The sequence below is a fragment of the Croceicoccus sp. BE223 genome, from assembly GCF_031457155.1.
GTDB lineage: Bacteria > Pseudomonadota > Alphaproteobacteria > Sphingomonadales > Sphingomonadaceae > Croceicoccus.
The window spans coordinates 187,902-214,379 of sequence record NZ_JAVDWB010000004.1; the positions used below are offsets into that span (position 1 = coordinate 187,902).

27 protein-coding genes and 1 tRNA gene are annotated in these 26,478 nt (G+C 66.5%); 18 read left to right on the forward strand and 10 right to left on the reverse strand.

Annotated elements, in window-relative coordinates; all coding sequences use genetic code 11:
- The first annotated feature begins 8 nt into the window (after window positions 1-8).
- From J2X37_RS10305 to J2X37_RS10315, 3 genes are read left to right on the forward strand one after another with little or no spacing between them, the layout of a single operon-like run.
- The gene (locus J2X37_RS10305) at window positions 9-2,060 is read left to right on the forward strand and encodes an acetyl/propionyl/methylcrotonyl-CoA carboxylase subunit alpha (RefSeq protein WP_310020791.1); all 2,052 of its coding nucleotides are present in this window, start codon (window positions 9-11) and stop codon (window positions 2,058-2,060) included.
- A complete protein-coding gene (locus tag J2X37_RS10310; RefSeq protein ID WP_310020793.1) occupies window positions 2,061-2,432 on the forward strand; it encodes a tRNA-binding protein in 372 nt (123 codons plus the stop codon).
- Window positions 2,429-2,863 carry a DUF488 domain-containing protein gene (locus tag J2X37_RS10315; RefSeq protein WP_310020795.1) on the forward strand — a complete coding sequence of 145 codons (435 nt, stop codon included), beginning with the start codon at window positions 2,429-2,431 and terminating at the stop codon, window positions 2,861-2,863. Before J2X37_RS10310 ends, J2X37_RS10315 begins: the two co-directional genes overlap by 4 nt.
- 13 nt (window positions 2,864-2,876) lie before the next feature.
- Here J2X37_RS10315 and J2X37_RS10320 read toward each other — a convergent pair whose 3' ends face one another.
- The 3 genes from J2X37_RS10320 to J2X37_RS10330 all read right to left on the reverse strand — a co-directional run bounded on the left by J2X37_RS10320 (window position 2,877) and on the right by J2X37_RS10330 (window position 5,170).
- The gene (locus tag J2X37_RS10320) at window positions 2,877-3,359 is read right to left on the reverse strand and encodes a TspO/MBR family protein (protein WP_310020797.1); all 483 of its coding nucleotides are present in this window, start codon (window positions 3,357-3,359) and stop codon (window positions 2,877-2,879) included.
- Window positions 3,360-3,440: 81 nt separating this feature from the next.
- Complete coding sequence (gene aroB / locus J2X37_RS10325; protein WP_310020799.1) at window positions 3,441-4,553, reverse strand: 3-dehydroquinate synthase; 1,113 nt, start codon at window positions 4,551-4,553, stop codon at window positions 3,441-3,443.
- Window positions 4,550-5,170 (reverse strand): shikimate kinase, encoded by a 621-nt coding sequence (locus J2X37_RS10330; protein ID WP_310020801.1) that lies wholly within the window; start codon window positions 5,168-5,170, stop codon window positions 4,550-4,552. The genes aroB and J2X37_RS10330 overlap by 4 nt, the downstream gene beginning before the upstream one ends.
- Window positions 5,171-5,278: 108 nt before the next feature.
- On the opposite strand from J2X37_RS10330, the gene J2X37_RS10335 reads away from it, so the two are divergent.
- From J2X37_RS10335 to J2X37_RS10355, 5 genes are all read left to right on the forward strand, one after another.
- Window positions 5,279-5,458, forward strand: coding sequence for a hypothetical protein (locus J2X37_RS10335; RefSeq protein ID WP_310020803.1), 180 nt, complete (start codon window positions 5,279-5,281; stop codon window positions 5,456-5,458).
- Window positions 5,459-5,466: 8 nt separating this feature from the next.
- Window positions 5,467-7,332: a hypothetical protein gene (locus J2X37_RS10340; protein WP_310020805.1), complete on the forward strand. Its 1,866-nt coding sequence runs from the start codon at window positions 5,467-5,469 to the stop codon at window positions 7,330-7,332.
- A 21-nt stretch (window positions 7,333-7,353) separates the two neighbouring features.
- Window positions 7,354-8,292 carry a tyrosine recombinase gene (locus J2X37_RS10345; RefSeq protein WP_310020806.1) on the forward strand — a complete coding sequence of 313 codons (939 nt, stop codon included), beginning with the start codon at window positions 7,354-7,356 and terminating at the stop codon, window positions 8,290-8,292.
- Window positions 8,293-8,302: 10 nt separating this feature from the next.
- Window positions 8,303-9,271 (forward strand): acetyl-CoA carboxylase carboxyltransferase subunit alpha, encoded by a 969-nt coding sequence (locus J2X37_RS10350; protein ID WP_310020808.1) that lies wholly within the window; start codon window positions 8,303-8,305, stop codon window positions 9,269-9,271.
- A 122-nt stretch (window positions 9,272-9,393) separates the two neighbouring features.
- Complete coding sequence (locus J2X37_RS10355) at window positions 9,394-10,923, forward strand: M48 family metalloprotease (protein ID WP_310020810.1); 1,530 nt, start codon at window positions 9,394-9,396, stop codon at window positions 10,921-10,923.
- Between the two features lie 147 nt (window positions 10,924-11,070).
- On the opposite strand, the gene J2X37_RS10360 is transcribed toward J2X37_RS10355, so the two are convergent.
- On the reverse strand, window positions 11,071-11,250 hold the full coding sequence (locus tag J2X37_RS10360; protein WP_310020812.1) for a Flp family type IVb pilin: 180 nt from the start codon (window positions 11,248-11,250) through the stop codon (window positions 11,071-11,073).
- Window positions 11,251-11,399: 149 nt separating this feature from the next.
- Entirely contained in the window at window positions 11,400-11,576 is a 177-nt protein-coding gene (locus tag J2X37_RS10365) for a Flp family type IVb pilin (RefSeq protein ID WP_310020813.1), read from the reverse strand.
- Between the two features lie 126 nt (window positions 11,577-11,702).
- On the opposite strand from J2X37_RS10365, the gene J2X37_RS10370 reads away from it, so the two are divergent.
- The 4 genes from J2X37_RS10370 to J2X37_RS10385 all read left to right on the forward strand — a co-directional run bounded on the left by J2X37_RS10370 (window position 11,703) and on the right by J2X37_RS10385 (window position 14,556).
- Window positions 11,703-12,107, forward strand: coding sequence for a (deoxy)nucleoside triphosphate pyrophosphohydrolase (locus J2X37_RS10370; RefSeq protein ID WP_310020815.1), 405 nt, complete (start codon window positions 11,703-11,705; stop codon window positions 12,105-12,107).
- Window positions 12,108-12,180: 73 nt separating this feature from the next.
- Window positions 12,181-12,257 (forward strand) — tRNA-Arg (locus J2X37_RS10375).
- A gap of 192 nt (window positions 12,258-12,449) precedes the next feature.
- The gene (locus J2X37_RS10380; protein WP_310020817.1) at window positions 12,450-12,941 is read left to right on the forward strand and encodes a hemerythrin domain-containing protein; all 492 of its coding nucleotides are present in this window, start codon (window positions 12,450-12,452) and stop codon (window positions 12,939-12,941) included.
- Between the two features lie 55 nt (window positions 12,942-12,996).
- Complete coding sequence (locus J2X37_RS10385; protein WP_310020819.1) at window positions 12,997-14,556, forward strand: phospholipase D-like domain-containing protein; 1,560 nt, start codon at window positions 12,997-12,999, stop codon at window positions 14,554-14,556.
- Window positions 14,557-14,559: 3 nt separating this feature from the next.
- On the opposite strand, the gene J2X37_RS10390 is transcribed toward J2X37_RS10385, so the two are convergent.
- From J2X37_RS10390 to J2X37_RS10405, 4 genes are all read right to left on the reverse strand, one after another.
- Entirely contained in the window at window positions 14,560-15,459 is a 900-nt protein-coding gene (locus J2X37_RS10390) for a hydrogen peroxide-inducible genes activator (RefSeq protein ID WP_310020821.1), read from the reverse strand.
- A complete protein-coding gene (gene rnd / locus J2X37_RS10395) occupies window positions 15,456-16,712 on the reverse strand; it encodes a ribonuclease D (RefSeq protein WP_310020823.1) in 1,257 nt (418 codons plus the stop codon). Before rnd ends, J2X37_RS10390 begins: the two co-directional genes overlap by 4 nt.
- A 112-nt stretch (window positions 16,713-16,824) precedes the next feature.
- Entirely contained in the window at window positions 16,825-17,751 is a 927-nt protein-coding gene (locus J2X37_RS10400; protein WP_310020825.1) for a hypothetical protein, read from the reverse strand.
- 16 nt (window positions 17,752-17,767) lie between these two features.
- Window positions 17,768-18,730 carry a hypothetical protein gene (locus tag J2X37_RS10405; protein ID WP_310020827.1) on the reverse strand — a complete coding sequence of 321 codons (963 nt, stop codon included), beginning with the start codon at window positions 18,728-18,730 and terminating at the stop codon, window positions 17,768-17,770.
- Window positions 18,731-18,910: 180 nt separating this feature from the next.
- On the opposite strand from J2X37_RS10405, the gene aspS reads away from it, so the two are divergent.
- The 5 genes from aspS to mltG all read left to right on the forward strand — a co-directional run bounded on the left by aspS (window position 18,911) and on the right by mltG (window position 24,577).
- Window positions 18,911-20,728 carry an aspartate--tRNA ligase gene (gene aspS, locus J2X37_RS10410; RefSeq protein WP_310020830.1) on the forward strand — a complete coding sequence of 606 codons (1,818 nt, stop codon included), beginning with the start codon at window positions 18,911-18,913 and terminating at the stop codon, window positions 20,726-20,728.
- 49 nt (window positions 20,729-20,777) lie between these two features.
- Window positions 20,778-21,860, forward strand: a complete 1,083-nt coding sequence (locus tag J2X37_RS10415; RefSeq protein WP_310020832.1) for a hypothetical protein — start codon at window positions 20,778-20,780, stop codon at window positions 21,858-21,860.
- 110 nt (window positions 21,861-21,970) lie between these two features.
- On the forward strand, window positions 21,971-22,207 hold the full coding sequence (locus J2X37_RS10420) for an acyl carrier protein (protein WP_047821044.1): 237 nt from the start codon (window positions 21,971-21,973) through the stop codon (window positions 22,205-22,207).
- A gap of 131 nt (window positions 22,208-22,338) precedes the next feature.
- Complete coding sequence (gene fabF, locus J2X37_RS10425; RefSeq protein ID WP_310020842.1) at window positions 22,339-23,598, forward strand: beta-ketoacyl-ACP synthase II; 1,260 nt, start codon at window positions 22,339-22,341, stop codon at window positions 23,596-23,598.
- Window positions 23,599-23,602: 4 nt separating this feature from the next.
- Complete coding sequence (gene mltG / locus J2X37_RS10430) at window positions 23,603-24,577, forward strand: endolytic transglycosylase MltG (protein ID WP_310020845.1); 975 nt, start codon at window positions 23,603-23,605, stop codon at window positions 24,575-24,577.
- Here mltG and J2X37_RS10435 read toward each other — a convergent pair.
- Entirely contained in the window at window positions 24,574-25,989 is a 1,416-nt protein-coding gene (locus J2X37_RS10435; protein WP_310020850.1) for a DASS family sodium-coupled anion symporter, read from the reverse strand. The genes mltG and J2X37_RS10435 overlap by 4 nt on opposite strands.
- 71 nt (window positions 25,990-26,060) lie before the next feature.
- Here J2X37_RS10435 and J2X37_RS10440 point away from each other — a divergent pair, with 71 nt between their 5' ends.
- A complete protein-coding gene (locus J2X37_RS10440; protein WP_310020853.1) occupies window positions 26,061-26,453 on the forward strand; it encodes a VOC family protein in 393 nt (130 codons plus the stop codon).
- The last annotated feature ends 25 nt before the right edge of the window (window positions 26,454-26,478 follow it).

Genomic DNA, 26,478 nt, shown 5'->3' on the forward strand with positions numbered 1-26,478 from the left:
AGTCCGACATGTTCAAGAAGATCCTGATTGCCAACCGCGGCGAGATCGCCTGCCGCGTCATCAAGACGGCGCGCGCCATGGGCATCGCCACGGTGGCGGTCTATTCCGATGCCGACGCCCGCGCGCCCTTCGTGCAGATGGCGGACGAGGCGGTTCACATCGGCCCCGCGCCGGCGTCGGAATCGTACCTGATCGCCGACAAGATCATCGCCGCCTGCAAGCAGACCGGCGCCGAGGCGGTCCATCCGGGCTACGGCTTCCTGTCCGAACGCACTTCGTTCGCCGAAGCGCTGGCGGCGGAAGGCATCGAGTTCATCGGCCCCCCGGTCAAGGCCATCGCCGCGATGGGTGACAAGATCGAATCCAAGAAACTGGCGAAGGAAGCGGGCGTCAACGTCGTGCCGGGCTTCGTCGGCGAGATCGAGGATACTGAGCATGCCGTCCGCATCTCGAACGAGATCGGCTACCCGGTGATGATGAAGGCGAGCGCGGGCGGCGGCGGCAAGGGCATGCGCCTCGCCTACAACGAGACCGACGTGCGCGAAGGGTTCGAGGCGACCAAGCGCGAGGGTCTGAACTCGTTCGGCGACGACCGCGTCTTCATCGAGAAATTCATCGAGAATCCGCGCCACATCGAGATCCAGATCCTCGGCGACAAGCACGGCAACATCCTTTACCTGAACGAGCGCGAATGCTCGATCCAGCGCCGCCACCAGAAGGTGGTGGAGGAAGCCCCGTCGCCCTTCGTCACCCCTGAAATGCGCAAGGCCATGGGCGAGCAGTGCGTCGCGCTGGCCCGCGCGGTGGGCTATTACAGCGCCGGCACGGTGGAGCTGATCGTCAGCGGTGCGGACAAGACCGGGCAGTCGTTCTACTTCCTCGAGATGAACACCCGCCTGCAGGTCGAGCACCCGGTGACCGAGTGCATCACCGGCATCGACCTTGTCGAACAGATGATCCGCGTCGCCGCCGGGCAGGAACTGAAGATGACGCAGGACGACGTCAGGATCGACGGCTGGGCCATCGAGAACCGCGTCTATGCCGAGGATCCCTATCGCGGATTCCTGCCGTCGACGGGCCGGCTGATCCGCTACGACCCGCCGGTGCCCGGCTGGAAGGGCGGCATCCGCGGGGTCGAGGAGGAGGTGAACGGCGTGGTTGGCGGCATCCGAGTCGATGACGGCGTGATGGAAGGCGGCGAGGTGTCGATGTTCTACGATCCGATGATCGCCAAGCTGGTTACCTGGGCACCGACCCGCGACGCGGCGGCGGACCTGCAGATCAAGGCGCTCGACGCCTTCGAGATCGAGGGGCTGGGCCACAACATCGACTTCGTTTCGGCCATCATGCAGCACCCGCGCTTCCGGTCGGGAGAGCTCACCACCGGCTTCATCGCCGAGGAGTATCCCGACGGGTTCGAGGGCGCGCCCGCCGGTCGCCAGCTGCGGGTGCGGCTGGCCGCGATGGGCGCCTTCATCGCCGCCGCCTATGCCGACCGCGCGCGCCGCGTCGACGGCCAGCTCGGCCACAGGCTCGATCCGCCGGGCAAGTGGAGCGTCAAGATCGACGGCGAGTTCCACGATGCCGAACTTTCGGGCGACACGATCCGTGTCGACGGCGAGCCGGTCGACCTGGCGATGGAATATACGCCGGGTCAACGCACCATCTCGGCCCTGTTCGACACCGACGAAGAGGGCGAGGGCGGCGAGGAACTGATCGTGCAGGTGAAGCCGGTCCCCGCCGGTTTCGAATTCACCACCCGCGGCGCGAAGCACAAGCTGCGCGTCCTGCCGACCCGCATGGCGAAGCTCGACCGGTTCATGATCGAGAAGATCCCGCCGGACATGAGCAAATATCTCGTCTGCCCGATGCCGGGCCTGCTCGTCTCGCTCAATGTTGCCGAAGGGGACGAGGTCCAGCCGGGTCAGCCGCTCGCAGTGATCGAGGCGATGAAGATGGAAAACATCCTGCGTGCCGAAAAGGCGGGCAAGGTCGCCAAGGTCAATGCCAAGGCTGGCGACAGCCTTGCGGTGGACGCGATTATCCTCGAACTGGAGTAGATGCACCTGCTCCACGACCCTGCGGCCCCGGCGGCCGATCCGATCGATTTCGACACCTTCTTGAAAGTCGACATCCGGGTCGGCACCGTGGTCGCCGCCGAGCCTTTCGCCAAGGCGCGCAAGCCCGCCTACATCCTGATGATCGACTTCGGGCCGGCCATCGGCATCAGGAAGTCGAGCGCGCAGATCGTCGCGAATTACGCCTGCGACGACCTCGTCGGCAGGCAGGTCGCGGCGGTGGTCAACTTTCCGCCCCGACAGATCGGTCCGGTGATGTCGGAAGTGCTGACGCTGGGATTTGCCGACGGCGCGGGTGAAGTGACGCTGTTCCGGCCCGACAAGCCGGTTCCCGACGGGGCGAGGCTGTTTTGAAGCGGATCTGGACCATAGGCTACGAGCAGGCCACCGTCCCGGCGGTGATCGACGCGCTCGTCGCGGCAGGCGTGGAAGTATTGGCCGACGTGCGCGCCCTGCCGTTGTCGCGCCGCCCCGGCTTTTCGAAGACCGCGCTGGCCGGAGCCGCGCAGGAAGCGGGCATGGCCTATCGTCACTTCCGGGCGCTCGGCACGCCGAGGGAAGGGCGCGAAGCCGCGCGCAAGGGCGACCATGCGGGGCTGGAGCGGGTCTATGCCGGTCAGCTCGAATTGCCAGAGGCGCTGGCGGCGGCAGCCGAGCTGCGCGATCTGGCGGGCGAGAAGCGGGTGGCGCTGTTGTGCTTTTGCGGGGATGGGCGCAAATGCCACCGCTCGCTGCTGCACGCTGCGATGCTGGAGGATTTCGAGGCGGTCGACCTGACGGTCTGAACCGCCTTCCACGTCAGGCAGCGGCGCGGCCGAAGGGTGCGTTCAGCCGGACGATGTGCCAGTTCAGGATGCTCGCGAAACTGACCCACGCCAGATAGGGCACGATCAGCCAGCTGGCGAGATACGACCAGTCGCTCAGGAAGACGCAGAGCGAAAGGACCGAAAGCCACAGGAAGGGCACTTCGATCAGCGCCCAGTCCGGCCGCCGCGCGTTGAAGAACAGCGGCGACCACAGGAAGTGGCAGACGCCGTTTACCAGGTAGAGGCCGATCAGCAGCGAGTTCGCGCCCTGCGCCGCCGCCGCGTCCCAGCTCAGCACGAAGGCCCAGGCGGCGAGGCCGAGGATGACCGTCCACGCCGGGCCGAACAGCCAGTTCGGCGGCTGCCAGCTGGGCTTGGCAAGGTTTTCGTACCAATCGCCGATGGTGGTGAGCAGGCCGCCCCCGACAAGGAGGACGAGCGCCCAGATGACGGCGAACCAGATGGGAAAGGCCATGCCCGACCATAAGCGGCGGCGCGTGGTCTGGCAAACCTGCCTCGATCGTGCCCGGGGCGTTTCCGGTGCCCCAAGATACTCTCAGCCGATCTGGTCGTTCATGAAGGCGGCCACGTCGGCGATTTCGACGTCCCTGGCCAGAAACGTCCGGCCGATCCCCCGCATCAGCAGGAAGGGCAGGGTGCCCGCGTCCATCTTCTTGTCGTGCAGCATGTGATCGGCCAGCCGCCGCCCGTCGCAGACAAGGCCCAGCTCGCGCACTTCGGCCTTCATGTCGCAGGCCTTGAAATGCGCCGCGATACGGTCGGCCTCTGCCTGTTCCATCAACCCGCGCCGCACCGAGTAGCGGGCCGCCAGCACCATCCCGATGGCCACCGCCTCGCCATGGAGGAGGGCGTCGGAATAGCCGGTCTCCGCCTCGAGCGCGTGGCCGAAGGTGTGGCCGAGGTTGAGGAGCGCGCGGGTGCCGTTGGTCTCGAACTCGTCGGCCATGACGACCCGCGCCTTCGCCGCGACCGACCGGCTCACCGCTTCGATCCTCGCCGTCTCGTCACCGGCCAACAGGGCGGGGCCATGGGCCTCGCACCAGTCGAAGAACGCGTCATCGTCGATGAGGCCGTACTTCACCACTTCGGCATAACCGGCGCGCAATTCGCGCGGCGGCAGCGTGCCTAGAACGTCGGTGTCGGCCAGCACCAGCGACGGCTGGTGGAATGCGCCGACGAGGTTCTTGCCCATCGGCACGTTGATGGCGGTCTTTCCGCCGACGCTGGAATCGACTTGCGCCAGAAGCGTCGTCGGCACCTGCACGAAGCCGCAGCCGCGCTTCAGCACCGATGCGGCAAATCCGGTCAGGTCGCCGATAACCCCGCCGCCCAGCGCGACGATGCGATCGTTCCGCTCCACGCCCTCGGCCAGCAGGAAATCGATCACTTGCGCCAGGTGCGCCCAGTCCTTGGTCTTCTCTCCGGCGGGCAGCACCAGCCAGCGCGCTTCCTTGCCCACCTCGGCCAGCGCGGCGTCGACCGCTTCGCGGTAGAGCGCGGCGACGTTGGCGTCGGTTACCATCGGCACCGTGCGCTTGCGCAGCATCGCGCCGCATTCCTCGCCCAGCCGCGCCAGCAGGCCGGGGCCGACGCGCACCTCATATGGGCGCCCGGCCAGTGCGACGTCGATGGTGCGGGTCGTGCTCATGCGGCGAATTCCTCCAGCGCGGCGAGGATGCGCGCGACGGTCGCTGCCTGCGGCCCGCTATCGCTGACGACGCGGATCGGCGCCTGCGCATAGGCCGGGCGGCGCTTGTCCATCAGGTCGGCGAGGACCACGCGCGGATCCTTGCCCGTCAGCAGCGGGCGGGTGTTCTTGCGCCCGACCCGCTCGACCAGCGTGTCGAGATCGCTGTCGAGCCAGACGGCGACGGCGCGATCGAGGATGAGGGCGCGTGTTTCGGGATCGACGAAGGCGCCGCCGCCTGTCGCGATGACGGCCGGATGGTTGCCGTTCTCCTCGATCAGGCGGGCGATCACGCGCCGTTCGCCATCGCGGAAATAGGCTTCGCCGAAGCGTTCGAAGATTTCGGCGATCGACATCTGCGCCGCCTCGACGACCGCGTCGTCGGCATCGATGAAGCCGAAGCCCAGCGCCTGCGACAGCCGCTTGCCGATGGTCGATTTGCCGACGCCCATCAGCCCGACCAGCACCACCGGCCGGTCCAGCCGCCGCGCCAGGTCGGCCAACGCTTCTGCGCCCGGCATCGCCGGCGTATGGGCCGAGGCGGCATCCCTGCCGGTCGAAGGGTCGGTCTGGTGCATTGCAGCCCCGCCTATAGTTGCGCTAGGCCACGGCGCAAGGTCGCCCTGTCGCATCGCTTGCCGATGTCGCGGCGGGGCGGACTTGGTCGCCGTCTTGCACCTGCAATCATGCAGTTGCGCTTACAGGGAAACTTCATGCGCGGTTCGAAGGGACGATGGGCCATTCTCGCTCTCGCCATCGTCGTATTGCTGGTCTACGCCTTCATCGACGGCGGACGGCAGGAGCCGCGCTGGGTGGAAATCGAATTGCCGGCGCCCGGAATCGGCGCACCGGAGAACGGGAAATGAACGTGACGATGACCGGAACCGCGCGCACGCGCCGCCGCATCGCCCTGGCCCTGCTGCTGGCCGCAGCGCCCGTCGTTGCGCTGTCGGCGCAGGACGGGCCGGAATCGCTGTTGCCCGAAGGGTTCGACGATCCCGCGCCGGCACCGGCTCCCGCGCCGTCGCGGCCCCAGTCCACGGCACCTGCCGCCTCTTCGGGCGGGGACGTGCGGACGAGCGCGCCCGGCACCCCCGCGCCCGCCGTGTCCGCGCCCAGCCCCGCCGCGGCGGACGCGGCCCGTCGCCTGCTCGACAGGCTGCCCAGCGTGGCCGAGCTCGAGAAGATGGACAGCGACGAGATCGACGAGCTGCTCGGCCTCAAGCCGACGTTCGACATCCCGGACGCGGCCCGCCGCTCCACGGAACGGGTCGGCATCCTGTCGATCGACGAAGGCGGCATGCGCGGCAACGCGCTGGCCAATTACGATGCCCTGTTCGTGCGCCGCGTTCTCGAAGGGACGAAGGGGCCGCTCGTGTCCCGCTGGGGCCACATCCTGGTGCGCCGCGCATTGGCCAGCCGGCTGAAGCCGCCCGCCAGCATGGACGGCGTGGAATTCGCCGCGCTGCGTGCGGGCCTGCTCAACCGGATGGGAGAGCACGTCCTCGCCCGCGCGGTGGTGCAGGAAGTCGATACGCAGGACTACTCGCCGGCGCTGATCGCCAGCGCCTATGATGCCTATGTCGGGCTCGGCGACTTTTCGGGCGCCTGCCCGATGGTCCGCCTGCATGCGCGGGTGCGCGAGGATCGCGACTGGGAACTGCTGCGCGGCATCTGCGGCAGCTTCGCCGGAGAGACGAGCGGGCTGGAGCGGATCGAGCGCCAGCGCCGGCGGTCCGAAGACACCCAGATCGATTCGCTGCTGGCCCAGAAATACGCCGGCGCCGTCGGTGCCTCGCGCCGCGCGGTCACGCTGGAATGGGACGACGTCAAGGAACTGACCCCCTGGCGCTATGGTCTCGCCACCGCGACCGGGGCGGAAGTGCCGGAGGGGCTGCTGGCCTCGGGCGGGGCACCGTTCCTGCGGCTGGCCGCGATTTCGCCTTCGGTGCCGCTGGTCCAGCGCGCGCGCGGGGCTGACGTGGCGGGTTCCGAAGGCATTTTGTCGGCGACCGCGATGGTCGATCTCTATTCCCAGATCTACGCTGATCCGGAAATGACCGGCGACGAAGCCTCGCGCGCGGCGCGGCTGCGCGATGCCTATGTCGGCATACCCGAATCGCGGCTGGCCGCAATGCGCGACATCTGGGGCGAAAAGGACCTGTCGAAGCGGTTTTACGCCCGCCAGGTCATGACCGCCTACGCCGCCGCGCGCCTGCCTTCCGATCCCGCATTCGAAGACGACGCTGGCATGCTGATCGGCGCGATGCTGGCGGCGGGCCTCGATGCCAACGCCGTGCGCTGGGCCTCTACGGTCGAGACCGGCAGCCAGGGCTGGGGCCTCCTCATGCTCGGCGCACCGACGATCAGCGAGCGGGTGAGCGAGGCGGCGGCGCGCTCGTTCATGGACGCAGACGATAGCGAGGGGCAGCGCCGCTCGCGCCTCTTCATCGCCGGCCTCGCCGGGCTGGACCGGCTCTCCTCTGCCACCGCGACGGAGCTTTCGGGAGATCTCGGCTACGACATCAACCGCAAAACCCGCTGGACGGTCGCCATCGACCGCGCCGCGCAGCGCAAGAACCCGGTGCTGGTCAGCTACCTGGCCGCGCTGGGCATGCAGGGGTCGAGCTGGTCGCAGATGACGCCGGTCCACCTCTACCACATCGTGCGCGCGCTGAAGATCGCCGGCCTCGATGCCGAGGCGCGGATGATCGCGGCAGAGGCGATCGCCCGGACCTGACGGCGGCGCGGGGACGATCCTATGCGCGCGCCCGACATCGATGACTTCCTCGCCATGCTTTCGGCTGAGCGCGGCGCGGCGGCCAATACGCTGGCTGCCTATCGCCGCGATCTCGAGGCTGCGGCCGAGGCGCTGGCCGATCTTGCCGACGCGAACGAGCGCGACCTCGCCGGGCTGGGCGAGGCGTGGTGCGTCCTTGCACCCTCCAGCCTGGCGCGGCGGTGTTCGACGTTGCGCCAGTATTACGGCTTCCTGATCGACAGCGGTTATCGCCGTGACGACCCCTCGGGCGGCTTGCCGCGCCCGCGCGTGCGCCGGCCGCTACCCCGCCTGCTCAGCCGCGAACAGGTCGACCGGATGCTGGTGACCGCGGAGGAAGAGGCGGCCTCCGACGAACCGCAGGCGGTGCGCATGCTGGCGCTTCTGGAAATGCTCTACGGATCGGGCCTGCGCGCGACCGAATTGGTGTCGCTGACGCTCGACACGGTGCCGCGCGATGCGCCGCTGCTGCACATTACCGGCAAGGGCGGGCAGCAACGGATGGTCCCGGTGAGCACGCGGGCGCGCCACGCGCTGTCCCGGTGGCTCGAGCTTAGGCCCAAGGGGACGCGCTACGTCTTCCCCTCGCGCGATCGGCACATCAGCCGGGTGCGGCTGTTCCAGCTTCTGCGCGGGCTGGCAGGCAGGGCCGGACTGCCGCCCGAAGCGGTCAGCCCGCATGTCCTGCGCCATGCCTTTGCCACGCACCTGCTGGAGGGCGGGGCCGACCTTCGCGTGCTGCAGACCCTGCTCGGCCATGCCGACATCGCGACGACGCAGATCTACACCCACGTCGATTCGGCGCGGCTGGTCGAGCTGGTCAACGCCCGCCACCCGCTGGGCCCGGGGCGCATGCGCGGGCCGGACCGGGATGGGCAGACAGCGGCGCGCCCTCTTGCTACGGACGGCAAGGCAGACTAGCGCACCTGCGATGAACAGCTATCTCGATTTCGAAAAGCCGCTCGCCGAACTCGAAAGGCGCATCGCGGAACTGCGCGCCGCCGCCGACCAGGAAGACGTCGAGGTCGACATCGATGCCGAGGTCGACCGGCTGGAAAAGAAGGCGCAGGGCCAACTGGCGACGATCTACAAGTCGCTCTCGCCCTGGCAGAAGACGCAAGTCGCCCGCCATCCGCAGCGTCCGCATTTCAGCGATTACGTCGCCCATGCCTTCAGCGATTTCATGCCGCTGGGCGGCGATCGCGCGTTCGGGGACGACCAGGCGATCCTTGGCGGGTTCGCGACGCTCGATACCGACGATGGCGGCATCAAGGTCATGCTGATCGGGCACGAGAAGGGCAACGACACCCAGTCGCGACTTCGCCACAACTTCGGGATGGGCAAGCCGGAGGGATACCGCAAGGCGATCCGCCTGATGGAGCTTGCGGGACGGTTCGGCCTTCCGGTCGTCACCCTGGTCGATACCTCGGGCGCGTTCCCCGGCGTGGAGGCGGAGGAGCGCGGCCAGGCCGAGGCGATCGCCCGCGCGACGGAAGCCTGCCTCAACCTGCCGGTGCCGATGGTCGCCTGCATCGTCGGCGAGGGCGGTTCGGGCGGCGCGGTGGCGCTAGCCAGTGCGGAGCGTGTGCTGATGATGGAACACGCGGTCTATTCGGTGATCAGCCCCGAAGGCTGTGCCTCCATCCTCTGGCGCACCGCCGAAAAGGCGCCGGAGGCGGCCGAGGCGATGAAAGTCACGGCGCAGGACCTGGCGCGTCTGGGCGTGGTCGATCGCGTCGTCGAAGAACCGCTCGGCGGCGCGCATCGCAATCCCGTCACGGCGGCGAGATCGTTGGCCCGGGCCATCGCTGGCGAACTTGCCGGGCTGGCCGGAAAGCCGGCGGAAACCCTGCGCGAACAGCGGGCGAACCGGTTTATCGCGATCGGCTCGCTCGCCTGAACTTCCCGCCGCCCGGGAACAAAGCACCGGCAATTCCGGTTTCACGGACAAGTTGGGGTTGCGCGTACGCCGTCGCAGGGACGTGCGGGCGACCCCACGCCGTTTTCGTGAGGAGCCCGAATATGCCCACCCTTCCCGCTGCTGCGCCGGCCAAGGCTGCCGAAACCAAGAACGCGGGCCTTCGCCGCTCCGCCGTGCTGGGTTCCGCCGCCATTCTCGTATTGTCGCTCGCCGCGTGCGCTGGAGCCACCACCGCTCCCGTCACCCCAGGTCAGGCCTCGCCGATTTCGGCCGAGGATGCCAAGCTCGGTGCAGAGGCGCATCCGCAGCTCGTCGCGGAGTTCGGCGGTGCGGTGACCGGTCCACAGGCCGACTACGTGACGCAGGTGGGCAAGAACATCGCCATCCAGTCCGGACTTGGCGACGCGCGCAGCGCTTACACCGTCACCCTGCTCAATTCGCCGGTTAACAACGCCTTCGCGATTCCCGGCGGCTACATCTACACCACCCGCGAGCTCGTCGCGCTGATGGATAACGAGGCGGAACTTGCCGGCGTGCTCGGCCACGAAGTCGGCCACGTCGCCGCCCGCCACGCGCAGCAGCGGCAGAAGGCCGCCCAGCAGAACTCGATTCTCGGCGCCGTTGGCGCGGTGCTTTCGGGTGTTCTGTTCGGCAACAGCCAGATCGGCCAGCTGGGCCAGCAGATCGCGATGCAGGGCTCGCAATTGCTGACGCTCAAGTATTCGCGCAGCCAGGAGACGCAGGCGGACGATCTCGGCATCGCCTACCTGTCGAATTCGGGCTACGATCCGCGGGCGATGGCGACGGTCCTGCAGAGCCTCGCTGCGCAGAACGCGCTCGATGCCAAGATCCTCGGCAGCACGTCGAACCAGGTGCCCGAATGGGCCTCGACGCACCCCGATCCGGCCAGCCGCGTCACCCGCGCGCTGCAGCAGGCGCAGGGCAAGCCCGGCAACGTCACCAACCGCGACACCTTCCTGACCAAGATCAGCGGAATGATGTACGGTGACGATCCCAAGCAGGGCGTGGTCGACGGCAACACCTTCACGCACCCCGTGCTTGGTTTCCAGTTCAAGGCACCGAGCGGGTTCTTCATGGTCAACGGGACGCGCGCCGTTTCGATCAGCGGCCAGTCCGGCAGGGGACAGCTGACGGGTGCCGCCTATAACGGCGACATGCGGACTTACATCCAGAACGCCTTCAACGCGCTGACCGACGGCAAGCAGCAGATCACCCCGTCGGCCATCCAGACGACGACGGTGAACGGCCTTCCCGCCAGCTACGCCACCGCGCGGGTCGATACCGGCAACGGACAGGTCGACGTGACCGTGTTCGCCTACGAATTCTCGAAGTCGCAGGCGTTCCATTTCGTCACCATCACGCAGGCAGGCAATGCCGGCGTGTTCAACCCGATGTATCAGAGCATGCGGCGCATTTCCTCTGCCGAAGCGTCGGCGGTAAAGGCGCGCAAGGTCGTCGCCTATACCGTCAAGTCGGGCGACACCGTGCAGTCGCTGGCGGCCAGGATGGCCTATCCGAGCTATCAGCTCGAGCGGTTCCTGGTGCTCAACTCGCTGGAGAGCAACAGCACCCTGCAGGCAGGCCAGAAGGTCAAGATCGTCACCTATTGACCGGGCTTTCGACAAGGGAAGGGCTGGAGGATCATGCGACCTTCCAGCCCTTTCTCTTTGGCACTTGTCGACGCGGCGACCTTGCGCCCAACGCAAAACGGGCGGCAGTTTCCTGCCGCCCGCTGCTCAAGAACGGATTATCTTGAATTAGCCGGCCTTGTTGGCGGCCTGGAGCGAGGTGTTCACCTTGGTGAAAGTGTTGTTCAGCTCGCCACCGACGGCGGTCAGCGTGGTGATGCAGGCAACGGCGATCAGCGCAGCGATCAGGCCGTATTCGATGGCGGTCGCGCCGGATTCGTCAGCGAGAAGGTTCTTGAAAAACTGCATTGTAGGTCTCCTGGTTCAAATAGGTAACTTTAGTTCACCCGGCCATTTCGACGTCCTGGCGAAGAATTTCTTCGATGCCCCCAGTGTTTCGATCCAGCCATTTCATTCCTAGGTGTAAAAACTGAAAAAGAAGTTAATCAGAATTCAGATTACTTGATTGCAGCACTCACACTGTCGGAAACGCGGGTCCACATGTTGATGGTCGTGCTGGCAACGCCGTTCAGGCCCACCGACATGGCAATGACGAGAAGGGCGCAGATCAGGCCATATTCGATGGCCGTGGCGCCGTTTTCGTCGCTGCGGAAGTTGGTGAGAAAGTCGAGCATTGCGGTACGGGCCTTCAATCGTGGTCCGTTGTCAGAATCGTCGACAGGTCTTAATTTTTGATTGAAGGCCTCTCCGGCACTGGAAAACAATCCGACAGGGGGGTCTTGGTTAATGGCGTTCCAACCATGCTAGTCGTTGCCGCGGCTCTGTTTGATGGCGCCGGCCGCGTCCTCTTGCACCAGCGCCCGCATGACAAACATCACGGGGGTCTGTGGGAATTTCCAGGCGGAAAGGTCGAGGAAAACGAATCACCCGAAGCCGCGCTGGCTCGCGAACTGGCGGAGGAACTGGGCATTTCGGTCGATTCGCGTGCATTCGCTCCGGCGTGTTTCACGACCGGTCCGCTTCCGCGCGGCGGCGACGGCGCACTTGTCATCCTTCTTTACACCTGCACGCAGTGGCGCGGAGAACCCCGCGCCCTCGAGGGTGAGGCGGTTGCCTGGCTCGACCTCACGAGCTGCGCAGGCATGGACCTCGCTCCTCTCGACCAGCTCCTGCTGGCCGATCTGAGCGGTCGGGCGGGTCGTTGACGGGCCGATCGAAATATCGGGTCAAAGGGCTTGCCAAGCCGAAGGCCTCCCACTAGATGGGCGCCTCCAGAGCGCGCCCGTAGCTCAGCTGGATAGAGCACCAGACTACGAATCTGGGGGTCAGAGGTTCGAATCCTTTCGGGCGCGCCAACACATCAGGCCGTCCCCGTTCGCGGGGGCGGCCTGATGTGTTTTGGCCTCCAGTGATTACGCCGCGATCGCGACTTTCGGCGCGGGATGGTTTCAAGTCGAAGGCGACGGGCCGACGGCCCGGAACCGCCAGGGTCCTTACCGGTTGAACCTGCAAACCCCCTTTCACGAGTTTTTGCAGGAGTATCTTTCATGGCCGATAGCGACGGCATTTTCGAAACCCTCAAGCAGGACCACGACAAGCATCGCAAGCTGCTGGCCGACATGGCCGAAACCGAAGGCGCGAGCGAGGAGCGTGAGCAGCTGCTCGAAACCTTCACGATCGAAGTGAAGTCGCACGCCGCGGCGGAAGAGCAGGCGCTCTATTCGACGATGATGCGCAAGCCCGAAACGACCGACGAGACCCGTCATTCGGTTTCGGAGCATCACGAGATCGAGCAGATGCTCAACGACCTGGCGGCGACGGACATGAGCAGCAGCGCCTGGATGGCCAAGTTCAAGGACCTGCGCCACCGTTACGAGCATCACATCGACGAGGAGGAAGACGAGCATTTCCCCGACTTCGAGAAGCACCTGACCGATGCCGACCTTGCCCACATGCGGTCGGTGTTCCAGCGTCGGAAGGCTGCGGAGGAAAAGCAGCAGGAAGTGACGCCGGAGAAAATGGAAGACGCGAAGGACTGACCGGCGCATCGTTGGCGCATTGATGAAAAAACGGGTCGCGCCGACAGGAGAGAGCATGAGCGACAAGACGGTTCGCCCAATGGGTGGCGATCCCGTGATGGTAGACGACGACGGGCCGGGCGCAGACTTTGCGAAAAGTCACGAGCCCGGCATCTGGCGTTACGAGATGGCCGACCGCGCCCGGGTCATCGTCGATGCCGCCGACTACTTCAGCGTCGTGCAGCAGGCCATGCTGAACGCCAGGAAGCGCATCTTCCTGATCGGCTGGGATTTCGACACGCGTATCGCGCTCGGCCGCGGGCGGCGTTGGTGGCAGATGCTGCCACGCCATCGGCCTCCAAGGCGGCTCGGCCGTTTCATCGTCTGGCTCGTCAAACGCAATCCCGAACTGGAAGTCTATGTCCTCAAGTGGAACTTCGCGGCGCTGAAGATGGCGTTCCGGGGTTCGATGTTCTTCGACCTGGTGCGCTGGTTCCGTCACCCGCGCATCCATTTCAAGCTCGATTCGGCGCATCCGTTCGGTTGCAGCCATCACCAGAAGATCGTCATCATCGACGATCGCTTCGCCGTCTGCGGCGGGATCGACATGACCGCCGATCGCTGGGATACGCGCGAGCACATCGACGACAACCGGCTGCGCCACGAACCGGGCGGAGGCACCTACATGCCGTGGCACGACATGACGATGCTGGTCGAAGGCGATGTGGCCCGCGCGCTCGACGACCTGGGCCGGGTGCGCTGGAACATCGCCGGCGGCAGCAACCTCGACAAGCTTGAGCACCAGCCGGAGAGCGTCTGGCCCGAGGATCTGGAGCCGCACTACACCGATGTCGAGATGGGCATTGCCCGCACCCGTTCGCCATGGGCCGAGCACGACGAGATTCGCGAGATCGAGGAGCTGTTCGTCCGGACGATCAAGGGGGCGAAACGGTTTATCTATGCCGAGAGCCAGTATTTCGCCTCTCGCAAGATTGCGGAGGCGATCTGCGCCCGCATGGCGGAAGATGACCCGCCCGAGATCGTGCTGGTCAACCCCGAACAGGCTGACGGCTGGCTCGAACAGCAGGCGATGGATACGGCCCGCGCGCGCCTGGTCCAGGCGATCGGCCGGGTCGACAGGCACGACCGTTTCCGCATCTACATTCCGCGCACGGAAGGGGGCAATCCCATCTACGTCCATGCCAAGCTGTTGATCGCCGATGACGAGGTGTTGAAGCTGGGCTCTGCGAACATGAACAACCGGTCGCTGGGCCTCGATTCCGAATGCGACCTTCTGCTCGATGCATCGCGTGAGGGGAATGCGCACGCGGTCGACCAGATCCGCGCCCTGCGCCTCTCGCTGATTGCCGAGCATTGCGGCATCGACGAAGGGGAAATGCCCGCGCTGCTGGAGCGTTATGGGTCGATGCACGCGCTGATCCAGAACCATCCGCAGCCGGGCCGCACCTTGCGCGCCTACGAGGTGCCCGAGCTGAGCGATATGCAGGAGACGCTGGCCGACGGCGAATTGCTGGACCCGGAGACGCCGGACAAAATGTTCGTACCCGTCAGCCAGCGACGCGGCGGGCTCTTCCGCCGCCTGCGCCGTCCGAAACGCAAGAAGCCCAAGGACTGAGCTTCAGCCGGCGCGAAGTTCCTGCGCCAGCAGCTCGAATTCCTCGCCCCGCGGACTTCCCTTGCGCCAGACAAGGGCGATCTCGCGGCTGGCCTTGCTCGATTTCAGCGGGCGGGCGACGACGTCGGTGCCGTTCAGGATGCCTGCGTCGATCGCCATGCGCGGCAGCATGGTCAGACCAAGGCCGTTGTCGACCATCTGCACCAGGGTGTGGAGCGAGGTGCCGATCATCGTCGCGCTGGCCCGCATTTCCGGCCGGTTGCACGCGGCCAGCGCGTGTTCCTTCAGGCAGTGGCCGTCTTCGAGCAGCAACAGGCGCGTCTCGTCGATCATCGCGGGCGGCACCTCTGCCGGCGGATCACGCGGATCGTCCTTGGGAAAGGCGACGTAGAGTTCGTCGGTGCAGATCGACGCGACCTCGACATCGCCGGTCGGGAAGGGAAGGGCGAGAAGCACGCAGTCCGCGCGGCCATGGTGCAGCGATTCGATGGCGTCGGCGCTCGGCTCCTCGCGCAGGAACAGCTTCAGCTTGGGCCTCTCTCGGCGCAGGCGCGGCAGGATGCGGGGCAGGAGAAACGGCGCGATGGTCGGAATGACGCTCATCCGCAATTCGCCGGACAGCGGCTGTCCGGCGGACTGGACAAGATCGGACAGTTCCTCCGCCTCGCGCAGAAGGCGATGCGCCTTGGCGACCACTTGCTCGCCCAGCGGCGTGAAGCGCACCACGCGGCGCGTGCGTTCGACCAGCGTCACGCCCAGCAGCGATTCGAGCTCGCGAATGCCCGCAGAGAGCGTCGATTGCGAAACGAAGCAGGATTCGGCGGCCCTGCCGAAGTGACCATGCTCGTGCAGCGCGATCAGGTACTGCAGTTGCTTGATCGTCGGCAGGTAGGTCGCGCTCACGCCTTCTCGCTCTCCGCCGCTCCGTCCGTCATCGCGCTTACGTCGCCGGCTTCGACTTCAGGTTCGGCAGGCCTGCCATCTTCGGGCACGTCGGCGATGCGCGTCATCTTGAGCCGGCCGTTCTCGACTCCGAAGCCCAGCTTGCCTTCCACAAGGGAAAGGGCGTCGCGGCCAAAGGTTTCGAAGCGCCAGCCTTCCAGCAGGCTCAACCCCTTGCGCACGCCGGCGGCAAGCTGTTCGAGATCATCGGCCCGTGCCAGGAGCCGCGCGGCGACATCGATCTCGCGCGCGCGGATCTTGAGCAGGAGCTTGAGCAGGTCGGCGACGAGAGCGCCCTCCTTGCCCAGCGGCGCGCCGCGCTTGCGTTCGGGCATCTCGTCTTCGGGCAGTGGCACGGCGGCATCGAGCGTCTTCATCAGCCGCTTGCCGATGTCGTTTTCCTTCCACCCGTTGGACAGCCCGCGCACCTTGGCAAGGTCCGCCTGCTTCTTCGGCGGGTGGCTGGCGAGATCGGCCAGCGTTTCGTCGCGCATGATCCGGCCACGCGGGATGTCCTTGTCCTGCGCCTCGGTCTCGCGCCAGGCGGCCAGAGCCTTGAGCCGGCCCAGCACCTGCGGATTGCGGCCCGGGGCCCGGATGCGATGCCACAGCGTGTCGGCATCGGTGGCGTAGTTGGCGGGATCGGCCAGCTTTTCCATCTCGTGGTCGAGCCAGACGCCGCGCCCGGTCTTGATCAGCTTCTTGAGGATGCGGGGGAAAATCTTGGCAAGGTAGGTGACGTCGCCGACCGCGTATTCGAGCTGCCGGTCCGTCAGGGGCCGGCGGCTCCAGTCGGTGAACCGCGCGCCCTTGTCGATCGTCAGGCCCAGCCAGGTCTCGACCAGGTTCGAATAGCCGATCTGCTCCGACTGGCTGATCGCCATCATCGCGATCTGCGTGTCGAAGATCGGGTGCGGCGTGCGGCCGGTCAGGTTGTAGATGATTTCGACGTCCTGCCCGCCGGCATGGAAGACCTTGAGCACGTCTTCGTTATCAGTGAGCAGGTCGAGCAGCGGCTTCAGGTCTATGCCGTCGGCCAGCGGGTCGATCGCGGCGGCTTCCTTGCCGTCCGAAATCTGGACGAGACAGAGCAGCGGCCAGTACGTCGACTCGCGCATGAATTCGGTGTCCACGGCGACGAAGTCGGCGCTGGCGAAACGGTCGCAAAGCGCGGTCAGCTCATCGGTGGAGGTAATCAGTCCGTGTATTTTCATTGACTGCGCGCATTAGCCGCGCCGGCGCGCGCGTTCAACGGCGCATGACGGCCCATGCCCGGTTTTGCGCCGGGTTGTGGCGCAAAGGGCGCGGCTGCGGCCCTTGCGCGGGTCAGGCGGAGCGGCGGAACAGCCGTCCGAGCAGGCCTGGCCGAGCCGGTTCCGCTTCGCTCTCCTCGCCCGCGTCGTTGGCGTTTTCCTGCCGTTCGCGCACCAGCTTGTGGCGCAGGGAGCGGCCCGAGACATGCTCCGTTTCCGGCTCGAAGCGGTAGGTGGCGTTGGGCCGGACCGGGGCAAGGGTGGTGAGCGGCGTGAACAGCGCCTCGTCGGTATCGCCCGCCTCGGCCTGGGCGTCGGTCGCTTCCTCGTACTCGTCGCGGGTCGTGACCGGGGCGTCGAAAAAGGGATAATCCTCGTCGCTGCCGCACAGGACGACGAGGGCGTGCGGAAGACCGTCTTCATGGACGGCACGGTGGGCGGCGATGTGGAGCAGAACCGCGCAGCGCACCCTGGCGAGGCGGGCCGCGTCCTGCGCCTGCGGCTGGGCGTCGCCCAGGGCCTGCATCGCGGAGAAAGCCGGGTAGAGCGGGGCGAGGCCGGTCACGCCGATCTCGCGGTCGCGGTGGTCGTGCTTGTCGCGCCAGCGAACCACGCCCCGCCCGTAGCTCGACGCGATCTTGCCGCGATCGCTGGTGGAGAAGGGAAAGACGTCGTCGCAGTAGTAGCTTGTTTCGATGACCGGCCCATCGGTCTCGTTCGAAGGGCGGGCGAAATCGACCGAGATCGCGCTGATCGGCTGGCCATGCACGTCGAGCGCCGCGATCGTGCGCGGCAGCTTGTCCCAGCCGGTGAGGCGAACGTGGCCGGGATCGACGGCCAGCGCGGCGGCGGCCACCGGTTGATCGGCAAGCTCGACCAAGCGCGCGTCGACAAGGGCAAGCGCATCGTCGCTGCACGCCTTGCGAAGAAGCCCCTCGACCTCGTCGCGGAACGCGCGCTCCTGGTCTTCCGTGGCGAAAAGTTGACTGGCAAATCCCATCCGAGAATTCCTTGCGTCAGGCGCTTCGTTTCAGGAACTTGTTGAGAAGCCCGCCCAGGCCGGACGGCGCGATGTCGTTGGCAACCTGCGGTTCGGGCGCGATTTCGCGCAGGCGCTTGCGCAGCGATGCGCCCGACACCTGGTCCTCGCCGGGCAGGCTGGCGAACGGGTCGTAATCGTCGGGGGGCGGGGCGATATGCAGCGCAGCGAACATCTCGTCATAGGCGCCGCCGTCCTCCTCGCCCTCGGCATCGAGCATCTCTTCGTACTCGAAGCGGGTCACCACCGGCGCGTCGAAATAGGGGAAACTTTCGTTGTTGCCGACGATGAGCGTGAACGGGCGTGGCATGCCGCGCCCCTCGGCGGTGGCCTTGATCGCCTGGTGCAGGCGGACCGCGATGAAGGCCGAGGCGATGGCCGCCGCGTCCTGTTCCATCGCGTCGTTGTGATCGTCGCTGCGGCAGCGTTTCTGCGCCAGCAGCACTTCGCCGTAGAGGCCGCCCAGACCGCGCACGGCGATGGTGTTGTCGACATTCTCGAAATGCCCCGACCAGGCCGGACCCTTGGCCGAATAGGCGTCCATCATCGTCTGCCGGTCGGAACCGGTGAACTTGTAGAGGCTGTCGGAATAAAACACGGTGTCGAGATCGGGCTCGTAGAAATTGCCGTGCTTGGCATCGAGCACCGGCATCTCGAACGGGGCCGAGATGTCGATGGAGATGGCGGTGATCGGCTTGCCGGGCCGGTCCAGCTTCTTCATCTTCTCGCCCAGCTGTTCCCAGCCGACGACACGCACCGCGCTGACCGGCACCTTCAGGCACAGCTTGGCGAGATCGTTGCCCTCGTCGGCCAGGTCGCCCAGCTGGCCTTCCAGCAGACCCGCGGCCACGTCGGGCTGACCCCGGCGCAACAGCGCCTCCACGTCGCCGAGGAAGGCGAAGAGCTCGTCTTCGTTCCCGAAGATATTGCTGGCGAACATGCATCGATCCCTTGTTGCAGGTTCGCCTGTTCTAAGCGGGCGATGGTTAAGAAGAGATTGAGCGCATTTCCTGAAAAGCTTGGTTGCCGGCGCGGTAACGCTTTGCGCCACTGGAAATCGCGGCGCGCTTGCCCTAGGGGCGGCGCCAATCCTTTTTCCTGTTTCCGAAGCGAAGAGATCATGCACCCGTATCGCACCCATACCTGCGGCGCACTTTCCGCCGCCAACGTCGGCGAGACCGTCCGCCTCTCCGGCTGGGTCCATCGCAAGCGCGACCACGGCGGCGTGCTGTTCGTCGACTTGCGCGACCATTACGGCATGACCCAGATCGTCGCCGACGAAGACAGCCCGGCGCTCGAAGTGCTGGACCGGCTGCGGGTCGAATCGGTCGTCACCATCGACGGCGTGGTCAAGGCGCGGACGCCCTCGACGGTGAACGCCAACCTCGCGACCGGCGAGATCGAGGTCTTCGCCCGCGCGATCATGGTGCAGAGCCGCGCCGAGGAACTGCCGATGCCGGTTGCCGGCGAGCAGGAATACCCTGAGGAAATCCGCCTCAAGCACCGCTTCCTCGACCTGCGTCGCGAACGCGTTCACCGCAACATCGTGCTGCGGTCGCAGGTCATCGGCAGCCTGCGCCGTCGCATGACCGAGCAGGGCTTCCTCGAATACCAGACCCCGATCCTGACCGCCTCGAGCCCGGAAGGCGCGCGCGACTTCCTCGTGCCCAGCCGCATGCATCCGGGCAAGTTCTATGCGCTGCCGCAGGCGCCGCAGATGTTCAAGCAGATGCTGATGGTGTCGGGCTTCGACCGTTATTTCCAGATCGCGCCCTGCTTCCGCGACGAGGACCTGCGCGCCGATCGCAGCCTCGAATTCTACCAGCTCGACTTCGAGATGAGCTACGTCACGCAGGAAGACATCTTCCAGATGCTCGAGCCCGTGCTGGCCGGCGTGTTCGAGGAGTTCGCGGACGGCTTCACCGTCACGCCCGCCGGCAGCTTCCCGCGCATCCCTTATGCCGAGGCGATGCTGAAATACGGCAGCGACAAGCCGGACCTGCGCAACCCGCTGATCATTTCTGACGTGTCGGAGCATTTCGTGCAGTCCGGCTTCGGGCTGTTCGAAAAGATCGTCGGCACCGGCGGCAAGGTCCGCGTCATCCCGGCGCCGAACACCGCCAACAAGAGCCGCAAGTTCTTCGACGACATGAACAATTGGGCGCGCGGCGAAGGGTTCGCAGGGCTGGGCTACGTCACCCGCAAGGGCGGCGAATTCGGCGGACCCGTCGCCAAGAACCACGGCACCGAGGGGATGGAGAAGCTTTATGCCCAGCTCGGCCTCGGCCCCGATGACGGCCTGTTCTTCGCCGCCGGCAAGGAAAAGGACGCCGCCAAGCTGGCCGGCGCCGCCCGCACCCGCGTCGCGGAGGAACTGGGCCTGGTCGAGCAGGGCTGCTTCAAGTTCTGCTGGATCGTCGACTTCCCGATGTTCGAGTACGACGAGGAGCTGAAGAAAGTCGATTTCAGCCACAACCCGTTCTCGATGCCGCAGGGCGAGATGGAAGCGCTGGAAACGAAGGACCCGCTCGACATCCTCGCCTGGCAGTACGACATCGTCTGCAACGGCTACGAACTGTCGTCGGGCGCGATCCGGAACCACAAGCCCGAGATCATGTACAAGGCCTTCGAGATCGCCGGCTATTCGAGGCACGAGGTCGACGAGAACTTCTCGGGCATGATCAACGCCTTCAAGTACGGCGCACCGCCCCACGGCGGTTCGGCGCCGGGCATCGACCGCATCGTCATGCTGCTCGCGGGCGAAAGCGCGATCCGCGAGGTCATCGCCTTCCCGATGAACCAGCGCGGCGAGGATCTGATGATGCAGGCGCCGACCGTCGTCGCCCCGCAGCAGCTGCGCGAACTGCACATCCGCACGATGGACAAGCCGCAGGCCGATCTCGCCAAGCTGGTCCGCACCGACAACATCGGCGACTGAGCGGCGGCAGTCCGCCGCCTGTCATCGGTCCGGTAATGGAGGATTGACAGTGGATCGGTGGCGCGCGGCGGCAGAGGGCATCGGGCATACGCTACGGCGGCACGGCGTATGGCTGGCCCGGCTCGCCATCCTCGTTGCCGTGGTTCTCGCGGTCCACTGGCTTTCGGGCTTCATGCCTGGCTATTCGAGGCCGTCGCCCGAGCCGCCGGGCTTCGGCGATCGCGAACTGTACCAGGCGATCGCCGCGCAGATGGCGGCGGGCCGGGGCTATTACGAGACGGCGATCGCACTCCAGAACGCGCACGGCTACCCGGTCATGCCGTGGTTTACGGTGCGTGCTCCGACATTCGCGTTCCTGACTGCAAATCTCGGCGACGAGCTATCGGCATGGCTGGCCCGCGGCTTGCTTGTCGCGGCCGCGCTCGCCTGGTCCATCGCCCTGCATCGCGCCCGCTTCCATCCGCTCGAGGTGATCGCCGCCTTCACCGCGATTCTTGCCGGCGGTTTCATGGCCTTCTACGTCACCTTCCTCAATCACGAGACCTGGGCGTCCCTGTTCATGGCGCTCGGTTTCGCCCTGTGGCGGCCTTCGCGTGAGGGGGGCGCTGTCGTGTGCTTCGCGATCGCCTGCCTGTTCCGCGAATTCGCGGTCATTGCGCTCCTGCTCGGGCTGGCCATCGCCGTGATCGGCGGCGGCAGGTCGCGCATCGGCCTGTGGCTCGGCGCATTGGCGCTCGTCGCTGCGTTCTATGGCTGGCACACCCTCAACGTCATCGACGCGCGCGGCGGAGCCGGACTGACCTCGCAAGGGTGGAGCGGGCGGATCGGTGTTACCGGGACCATGTTCACTTACGTTGCCAATTCGATCTATCGCGCAGTCGGAGTGGGTGCGGGCGGGCTGTTGATGCTGGCGACGATGCTGGGCTGGCTGGGGGCCGGGCCGCTCGCATGGCGCGTGGTGCCCGTTACGCTTGGCTGGCTGGTGGTGATCGCGGTGTTCTCGCGGCCGGATAACATCTACTGGTCGAATCTCATCGTCGTCTGGTTCCCGGTCGGGCTGGTCCTGTTTCCGCGCTTCGTGGCTTTCGCCGCGACGGGGCGCGGCCTGACCGGGGTCCGCAGCGCAGCCTGATACATTTCACGCTACGTCTGTGGGGATCGGCTCATTCCCCTTGCAACGCCCGAAACGCTTCATTAGGGCGGCGTTCGAACTATTCACCGCTTTGAGCGAGAGGGTTACCCATGAGCGATACCGAGGAACGCGTTAAGAAGATCGTCGTCGAACACCTGGGCGTGGAAGCCGACAAGGTGACGATGGACGCCAGCTTCATCGACGATCTTGGCGCGGACAGCCTCGACATCGTCGAGCTGGTCATGGCTTTCGAGGAAGAGTTCGGGGTCGAGATCCCCGACGACGCCGCGGAAAAGATCACGACCGTTGGCGACGCCGTGAAGTACATCGAAGAGCACAAGGGCTAATCACCCCTCGCTCTGCCCGCCGCGCCTGCGGATCGGGCCTATGTCGACAGGCTCGGCCCGCGGGGCTGGGCCTGTTGCGTTTGCGGCCCATAGCGTATCGGGCCGCTGCGAAGAGAACGGAAGGACCGTAGATGCGTCGTGTCGTCGTTACCGGACTTGGCCTCGTCACCCCCCTGGGCGCCGATGTCGAGACTACCTGGAAGAACCTGATCGCCGGCAAGAGCGGTGCGGGCCAGATCACGCGCTTCGACGCATCCGACCAGAAGTGCACGATCGCCTGCGAGGTGAAGCCCGCCGATCACGAATACGGCTTCGATCCCGACAGGCGCGTCGATTTCAAGATCCGTCGCCAGGTCGATCCCTTCATCGTCTATGGCATCGACGCCGCCGGCCAGGCGCTGGAGGATGCGGGTCTGACCGAGATGGACGACGATCTCAAGCTGCGGGCCGGCTGCTCGATCGGTTCGGGCATCGGCGGATTGCCGGGCATCGAGAGCGAGTCGCTGGTTTTGGCCGAACGCGGTCCGGCGCGGGTAAGCCCGCACTTTGTGCACGGGCGCCTGATCAATCTCATCTCCGGCCAGGTCTCGATCAAGTACGGCCTCATGGGCCCCAATCACGCGGTCGTCACCGCCTGTTCGACCGGCGCGCACTCGATCGGCGACGCGGCGCGGATGATCAGGGACGGCGATGCCGACGTCATGCTGGCCGGTGGCGCGGAATCGACCATCTGCCCGATCGGCATTGCCGGTTTCGCGCAGGCCAAGGCACTCAACTGTTCCTCGAACGACGCGCCGGAAAAGGCGAGCCGTCCCTATGACAAGGGCCGCGACGGCTTCGTCATGGGCGAGGGCGCGGGCGTCGTCGTGCTGGAAGAGTACGAACATGCCAAGGCGCGCGGTGCGAAGATCTACGCCGAAGTCGTCGGCTACGGCCTTTCGGGCGATGCCTATCACGTCACCGCGCCGCACCCCGAGGGCAAGGGCGCGGAAAACGCGATGCGTATGGCGTTGAAGAAGGCGGGGCTCGGCGCGGGCGACATTGACTATGTCAACGCGCACGGCACCTCGACGATGGCCGATACGATCGAACTGGCCGCGGTGAAGCGCGTGCTGGGCGACGATCTCGGCGGCGCGTCGATGAGCTCGACCAAGTCGGCGATCGGCCACCTACTCGGCGGCGCGGGCGCGGTCGAGGCGATCTTCTGCATCCTTGCTATCCGCGACCAGATCGTTCCGCCCACGCTCAACCTCGACGATCCCGACGAGGGGACCGAGGGTGTCGACCTGGTGCCCAAGGTGGCGAAAAAGCGCGCGGTGAAGGCGGTGCTTAACAACTCGTTCGGGTTCGGCGGCACCAACGCTTCGCTGGTGATGAAGGCGGTCGACTGACGCCATGAAGCGCGGGCTCGTCGTCGCTGCCGCGGTGGTGGTCCTCGCCATCGCGGGCGTGGCCGGCTGGTTCGCGTCGGGCTGGTACGGCGGGTCGCAAGTGGCAAAGGACACGGCCTTCGTCGTGCCCGACGGCGCGTCGCTCAGCTCGACCGCGGCCAAGCTCGAAGACGAAGGCCTGATCGGTTCGTCCGAGGCATTCCTGCTGCGGGCGAAGATCCTCGGCAGCGGCGATCCGATCAAGGCGGGCGAGTTCCTGGTGCCGGCAGGCGCCAATTCGGCGACGATCCTCGACACGCTGCAGCACGGGCAGGTCCTGCGCCGCATGGTGACGGTGCCCGAGGGCCTCCCCTCGATCATGGTGCACGAACGGCTGATGGCCGAACCGCTGCTCACCGGCACTGTCGCGGTGCCGGCCGAAGGGTCGGTCCTGCCCGACAGCTACGATTTCGAGCGGGGCGAGACGCGGCAGGCGGTGCTCGACCGGATGCAGAAGGCGATGCGCGATTTCCTCGCCGCCGAATGGCCCAAGCGTGACAGCAACCTGCCGGTCGCGACCGTGAACGAGGCGCTGAGCCTGGCCGCCATCGTCGAGAAGGAAACCGGCGTCCCGTCCGAACGGCGCATGGTCGCAGGTCTCTACACCAATCGCCTGCGCATCGGCATGCGGCTTCAGGCCGACCCTACGATCATCTACCCGATTACGAAGGGCAAGCCGCTGGGCCGCCGGATCAAACGGTCGGAGATCATGGCGGTGAACGGCTACAACACCTACTCGATGGCCGGATTGCCGACGGGGCCGATCACCAATCCGGGCCGCGAATCGATCCTGGCCGTGCTGCATCCGGCGCCGACGAAGGCGCTCTACATGGTGGCCGACGGTTCGGGCGGGCACGCCTTTGCCGACACCCTCGACCAGCACAACGCCAATGTCGCCAAGTGGCGCAAGATCCGCCGCGAACGCGGCGAAATCCCCTAAAGCAGCAGGACGACGATCCAGACCACGCCGGGGAGCAGGATCACGCCGGCAAGGTCCAGCAACAGGCCCGATCGGATCATCGCGGGAAGGGCGACGCGGCCCGAGCTCCACGCAATGGCGTTTGGCCCGGTCCCCGCAGGCAGCATGAAGCCCCACGAGGCGGCGATGGCCGCGGGCACCGCGAGCAGCAGGGGATCGACGCCCAGCGCCGCGATCAGCCCCGCCACGATCGGAATGATCGCGCTGCCGGTGGCGACATTGCTGGCGAATTCGGTGATGACGATGACGAGGGCGCAGATCGCCATCGCGACGATGAACAGGGGTATCGCTTGCAACGGCAGCAGCATCCGGCCCAGCCATTCGGCAAGGCCCGACGCGTCCATCCCGCCCGCCAGCGCCAGTCCGCCGCCGAACAGCAGCAGCACGTCCCACGGTGCGCGGTTCGCTTCGGGCCAGGTGAGCATCCTGCGCCCGGTGCCGTCCGGCAGGACGAACAGGATCAGCGCCGCGATCACGGCGACTGTCCCGTCGGTCAGCGAATCGGCCGGCAGGTAATCCTCGACGAAGGGGATCGCCAGCCAGCCCAGGAAGGCGAGGGCGATGATGACGGCGAGCCGCTTTTCCGGCGTGGTCCATTGCGGGTCGCAGGCGAGCGCGGCGCGGGCGGCGGCGATGTCGAACGGCGCGGTCGAAAGCCGCTGCACCCGCGCGATCAGGACGGCGGCGACCGGCAGGGCAATCGCCACCAGCGGCAGGCCGAATGCCATCCATTGCGCGAAACCGATCCTGACGCCCAGCATCTCGTCGAGCAGCGCGGCGGCGATCGCATTCGTGGGCGTGCCGATGATGGTGCCGAAGCCGCCGATGGTGGCGGCAAAGGCGATGCCGATGGGAAGCGCGCCGGCAATTCCGGCCTGCGACGGGGCATCGCCCGGCGCTTCCCCGGTGCCGCCTGCTATGACCGCCAGCGCCATGGGCACCATGATCAGCGCCGAGCTGGTATTGCTGATGAGCATCGACAGGAGCGCGGTCGCGGCCATGAAGGCGAAGAGCATCGAAAAGGCGCTGTGGCCGCCGATGCGCACGAGACCGCGCGCCAGCCTGCGGTGAAGGCCGGTCCGCTCGATCGCGAGTGCCAGCATCGCCCCGCCCAGGATCAGGAAGATGATCGGCGAATAATAGGACGCGGCGACCGCCTTGGCCGGAGACACGCTGGCGAGCGGCAGGACGACGAAGGGCAGCAGCGCGGTCGCCGACAGTGGCACCGCCTCGGTCATCCACCAGGCCGCCATCCACAGCACGAGGCCGGCGACGTGCCATGCCGACGCATCCATTCCCGCCGGCGGGGGCAGGACGATGATCACCATCATCAGCGACAGGCCAAGCCAGAACCCGATGCGCCGTGCCGTCATGTTCCGTTCTTCCCCCGATCCCCTTGGCGTTCTAGCCTGCCACCACGACAGGGCAAGCCGGGAGGCCAGCGATGCAAGATGGACAGGTTCTCGGGATAGGGGGATTCTTCTTCCGCTGCCGCGATCCCGTGGCGATGGCGGCGTGGTACCGCGATCATCTCGGCGTGGGCGCCGGGTGCGGCGGGGGCGCCGATGGGGAACCTTCCGAGTGGTTCTGGCAGGCAAGCGGCGGACCGGTCGTCTTCGCGCCCTTCGCGGACGACAGCGACTATTTCGCCGCCGACAAGACCTTCATGCTGAACTTGCGGGTTTCCGGCCTGGATGCGCTGGTCATGCGACTGCAAGCGGCCGGCATCGGGGCGGAGCGGCGAGCCGAATGGGATTCGCCCGAAACGGGGCGTTTCGCCCGAATCCACGATCCGGACGGCAACGCGGTGGAATTGTGGGAGCCGCCCGCCGACTGAGCGGCGGGCGTTCGCATGCCGCGCC

Bases quoted from the DNA above. Each gene is read 5' to 3' on its own strand.
- J2X37_RS10305 (WP_310020791.1), top strand. From the start codon at position 9: ATGTTCAAGAAGATCCTGATTGCCAACCGCGGCGAGATCGCCTGCCGC.
- J2X37_RS10310 (WP_310020793.1), top strand. From the start codon at position 2,061: ATGCACCTGCTCCACGACCCTGCGGCCCCGGCGGCCGATCCGATCGAT.
- J2X37_RS10320 (WP_310020797.1), bottom strand. From the start codon at position 3,359: ATGGCCTTTCCCATCTGGTTCGCCGTCATCTGGGCGCTCGTCCTCCTT.
- aroB (WP_310020799.1), bottom strand. From the start codon at position 4,553: ATGAGCACGACCCGCACCATCGACGTCGCACTGGCCGGGCGCCCATAT.
- J2X37_RS10330 (WP_310020801.1), bottom strand. From the start codon at position 5,170: ATGCACCAGACCGACCCTTCGACCGGCAGGGATGCCGCCTCGGCCCAT.
- J2X37_RS10335 (WP_310020803.1), top strand. From the start codon at position 5,279: ATGCAGTTGCGCTTACAGGGAAACTTCATGCGCGGTTCGAAGGGACGA.
- J2X37_RS10340 (WP_310020805.1), top strand. From the start codon at position 5,467: ATGACCGGAACCGCGCGCACGCGCCGCCGCATCGCCCTGGCCCTGCTG.
- J2X37_RS10345 (WP_310020806.1), top strand. From the start codon at position 7,354: ATGCGCGCGCCCGACATCGATGACTTCCTCGCCATGCTTTCGGCTGAG.
- J2X37_RS10350 (WP_310020808.1), top strand. From the start codon at position 8,303: ATGAACAGCTATCTCGATTTCGAAAAGCCGCTCGCCGAACTCGAAAGG.
- J2X37_RS10355 (WP_310020810.1), top strand. From the start codon at position 9,394: ATGCCCACCCTTCCCGCTGCTGCGCCGGCCAAGGCTGCCGAAACCAAG.
- J2X37_RS10360 (WP_310020812.1), bottom strand. From the start codon at position 11,250: ATGCAGTTTTTCAAGAACCTTCTCGCTGACGAATCCGGCGCGACCGCC.
- J2X37_RS10365 (WP_310020813.1), bottom strand. From the start codon at position 11,576: ATGCTCGACTTTCTCACCAACTTCCGCAGCGACGAAAACGGCGCCACG.
- J2X37_RS10370 (WP_310020815.1), top strand. From the start codon at position 11,703: ATGCTAGTCGTTGCCGCGGCTCTGTTTGATGGCGCCGGCCGCGTCCTC.
- J2X37_RS10380 (WP_310020817.1), top strand. From the start codon at position 12,450: ATGGCCGATAGCGACGGCATTTTCGAAACCCTCAAGCAGGACCACGAC.
- J2X37_RS10385 (WP_310020819.1), top strand. From the start codon at position 12,997: ATGAGCGACAAGACGGTTCGCCCAATGGGTGGCGATCCCGTGATGGTA.
- rnd (WP_310020823.1), bottom strand. From the start codon at position 16,712: ATGAAAATACACGGACTGATTACCTCCACCGATGAGCTGACCGCGCTT.
- J2X37_RS10400 (WP_310020825.1), bottom strand. From the start codon at position 17,751: ATGGGATTTGCCAGTCAACTTTTCGCCACGGAAGACCAGGAGCGCGCG.
- J2X37_RS10405 (WP_310020827.1), bottom strand. From the start codon at position 18,730: ATGTTCGCCAGCAATATCTTCGGGAACGAAGACGAGCTCTTCGCCTTC.
- aspS (WP_310020830.1), top strand. From the start codon at position 18,911: ATGCACCCGTATCGCACCCATACCTGCGGCGCACTTTCCGCCGCCAAC.
- J2X37_RS10420 (WP_047821044.1), top strand. From the start codon at position 21,971: ATGAGCGATACCGAGGAACGCGTTAAGAAGATCGTCGTCGAACACCTG.
- fabF (WP_310020842.1), top strand. From the start codon at position 22,339: ATGCGTCGTGTCGTCGTTACCGGACTTGGCCTCGTCACCCCCCTGGGC.
- mltG (WP_310020845.1), top strand. From the start codon at position 23,603: ATGAAGCGCGGGCTCGTCGTCGCTGCCGCGGTGGTGGTCCTCGCCATC.
- J2X37_RS10435 (WP_310020850.1), bottom strand. From the start codon at position 25,989: ATGACGGCACGGCGCATCGGGTTCTGGCTTGGCCTGTCGCTGATGATG.
- J2X37_RS10440 (WP_310020853.1), top strand. From the start codon at position 26,061: ATGCAAGATGGACAGGTTCTCGGGATAGGGGGATTCTTCTTCCGCTGC.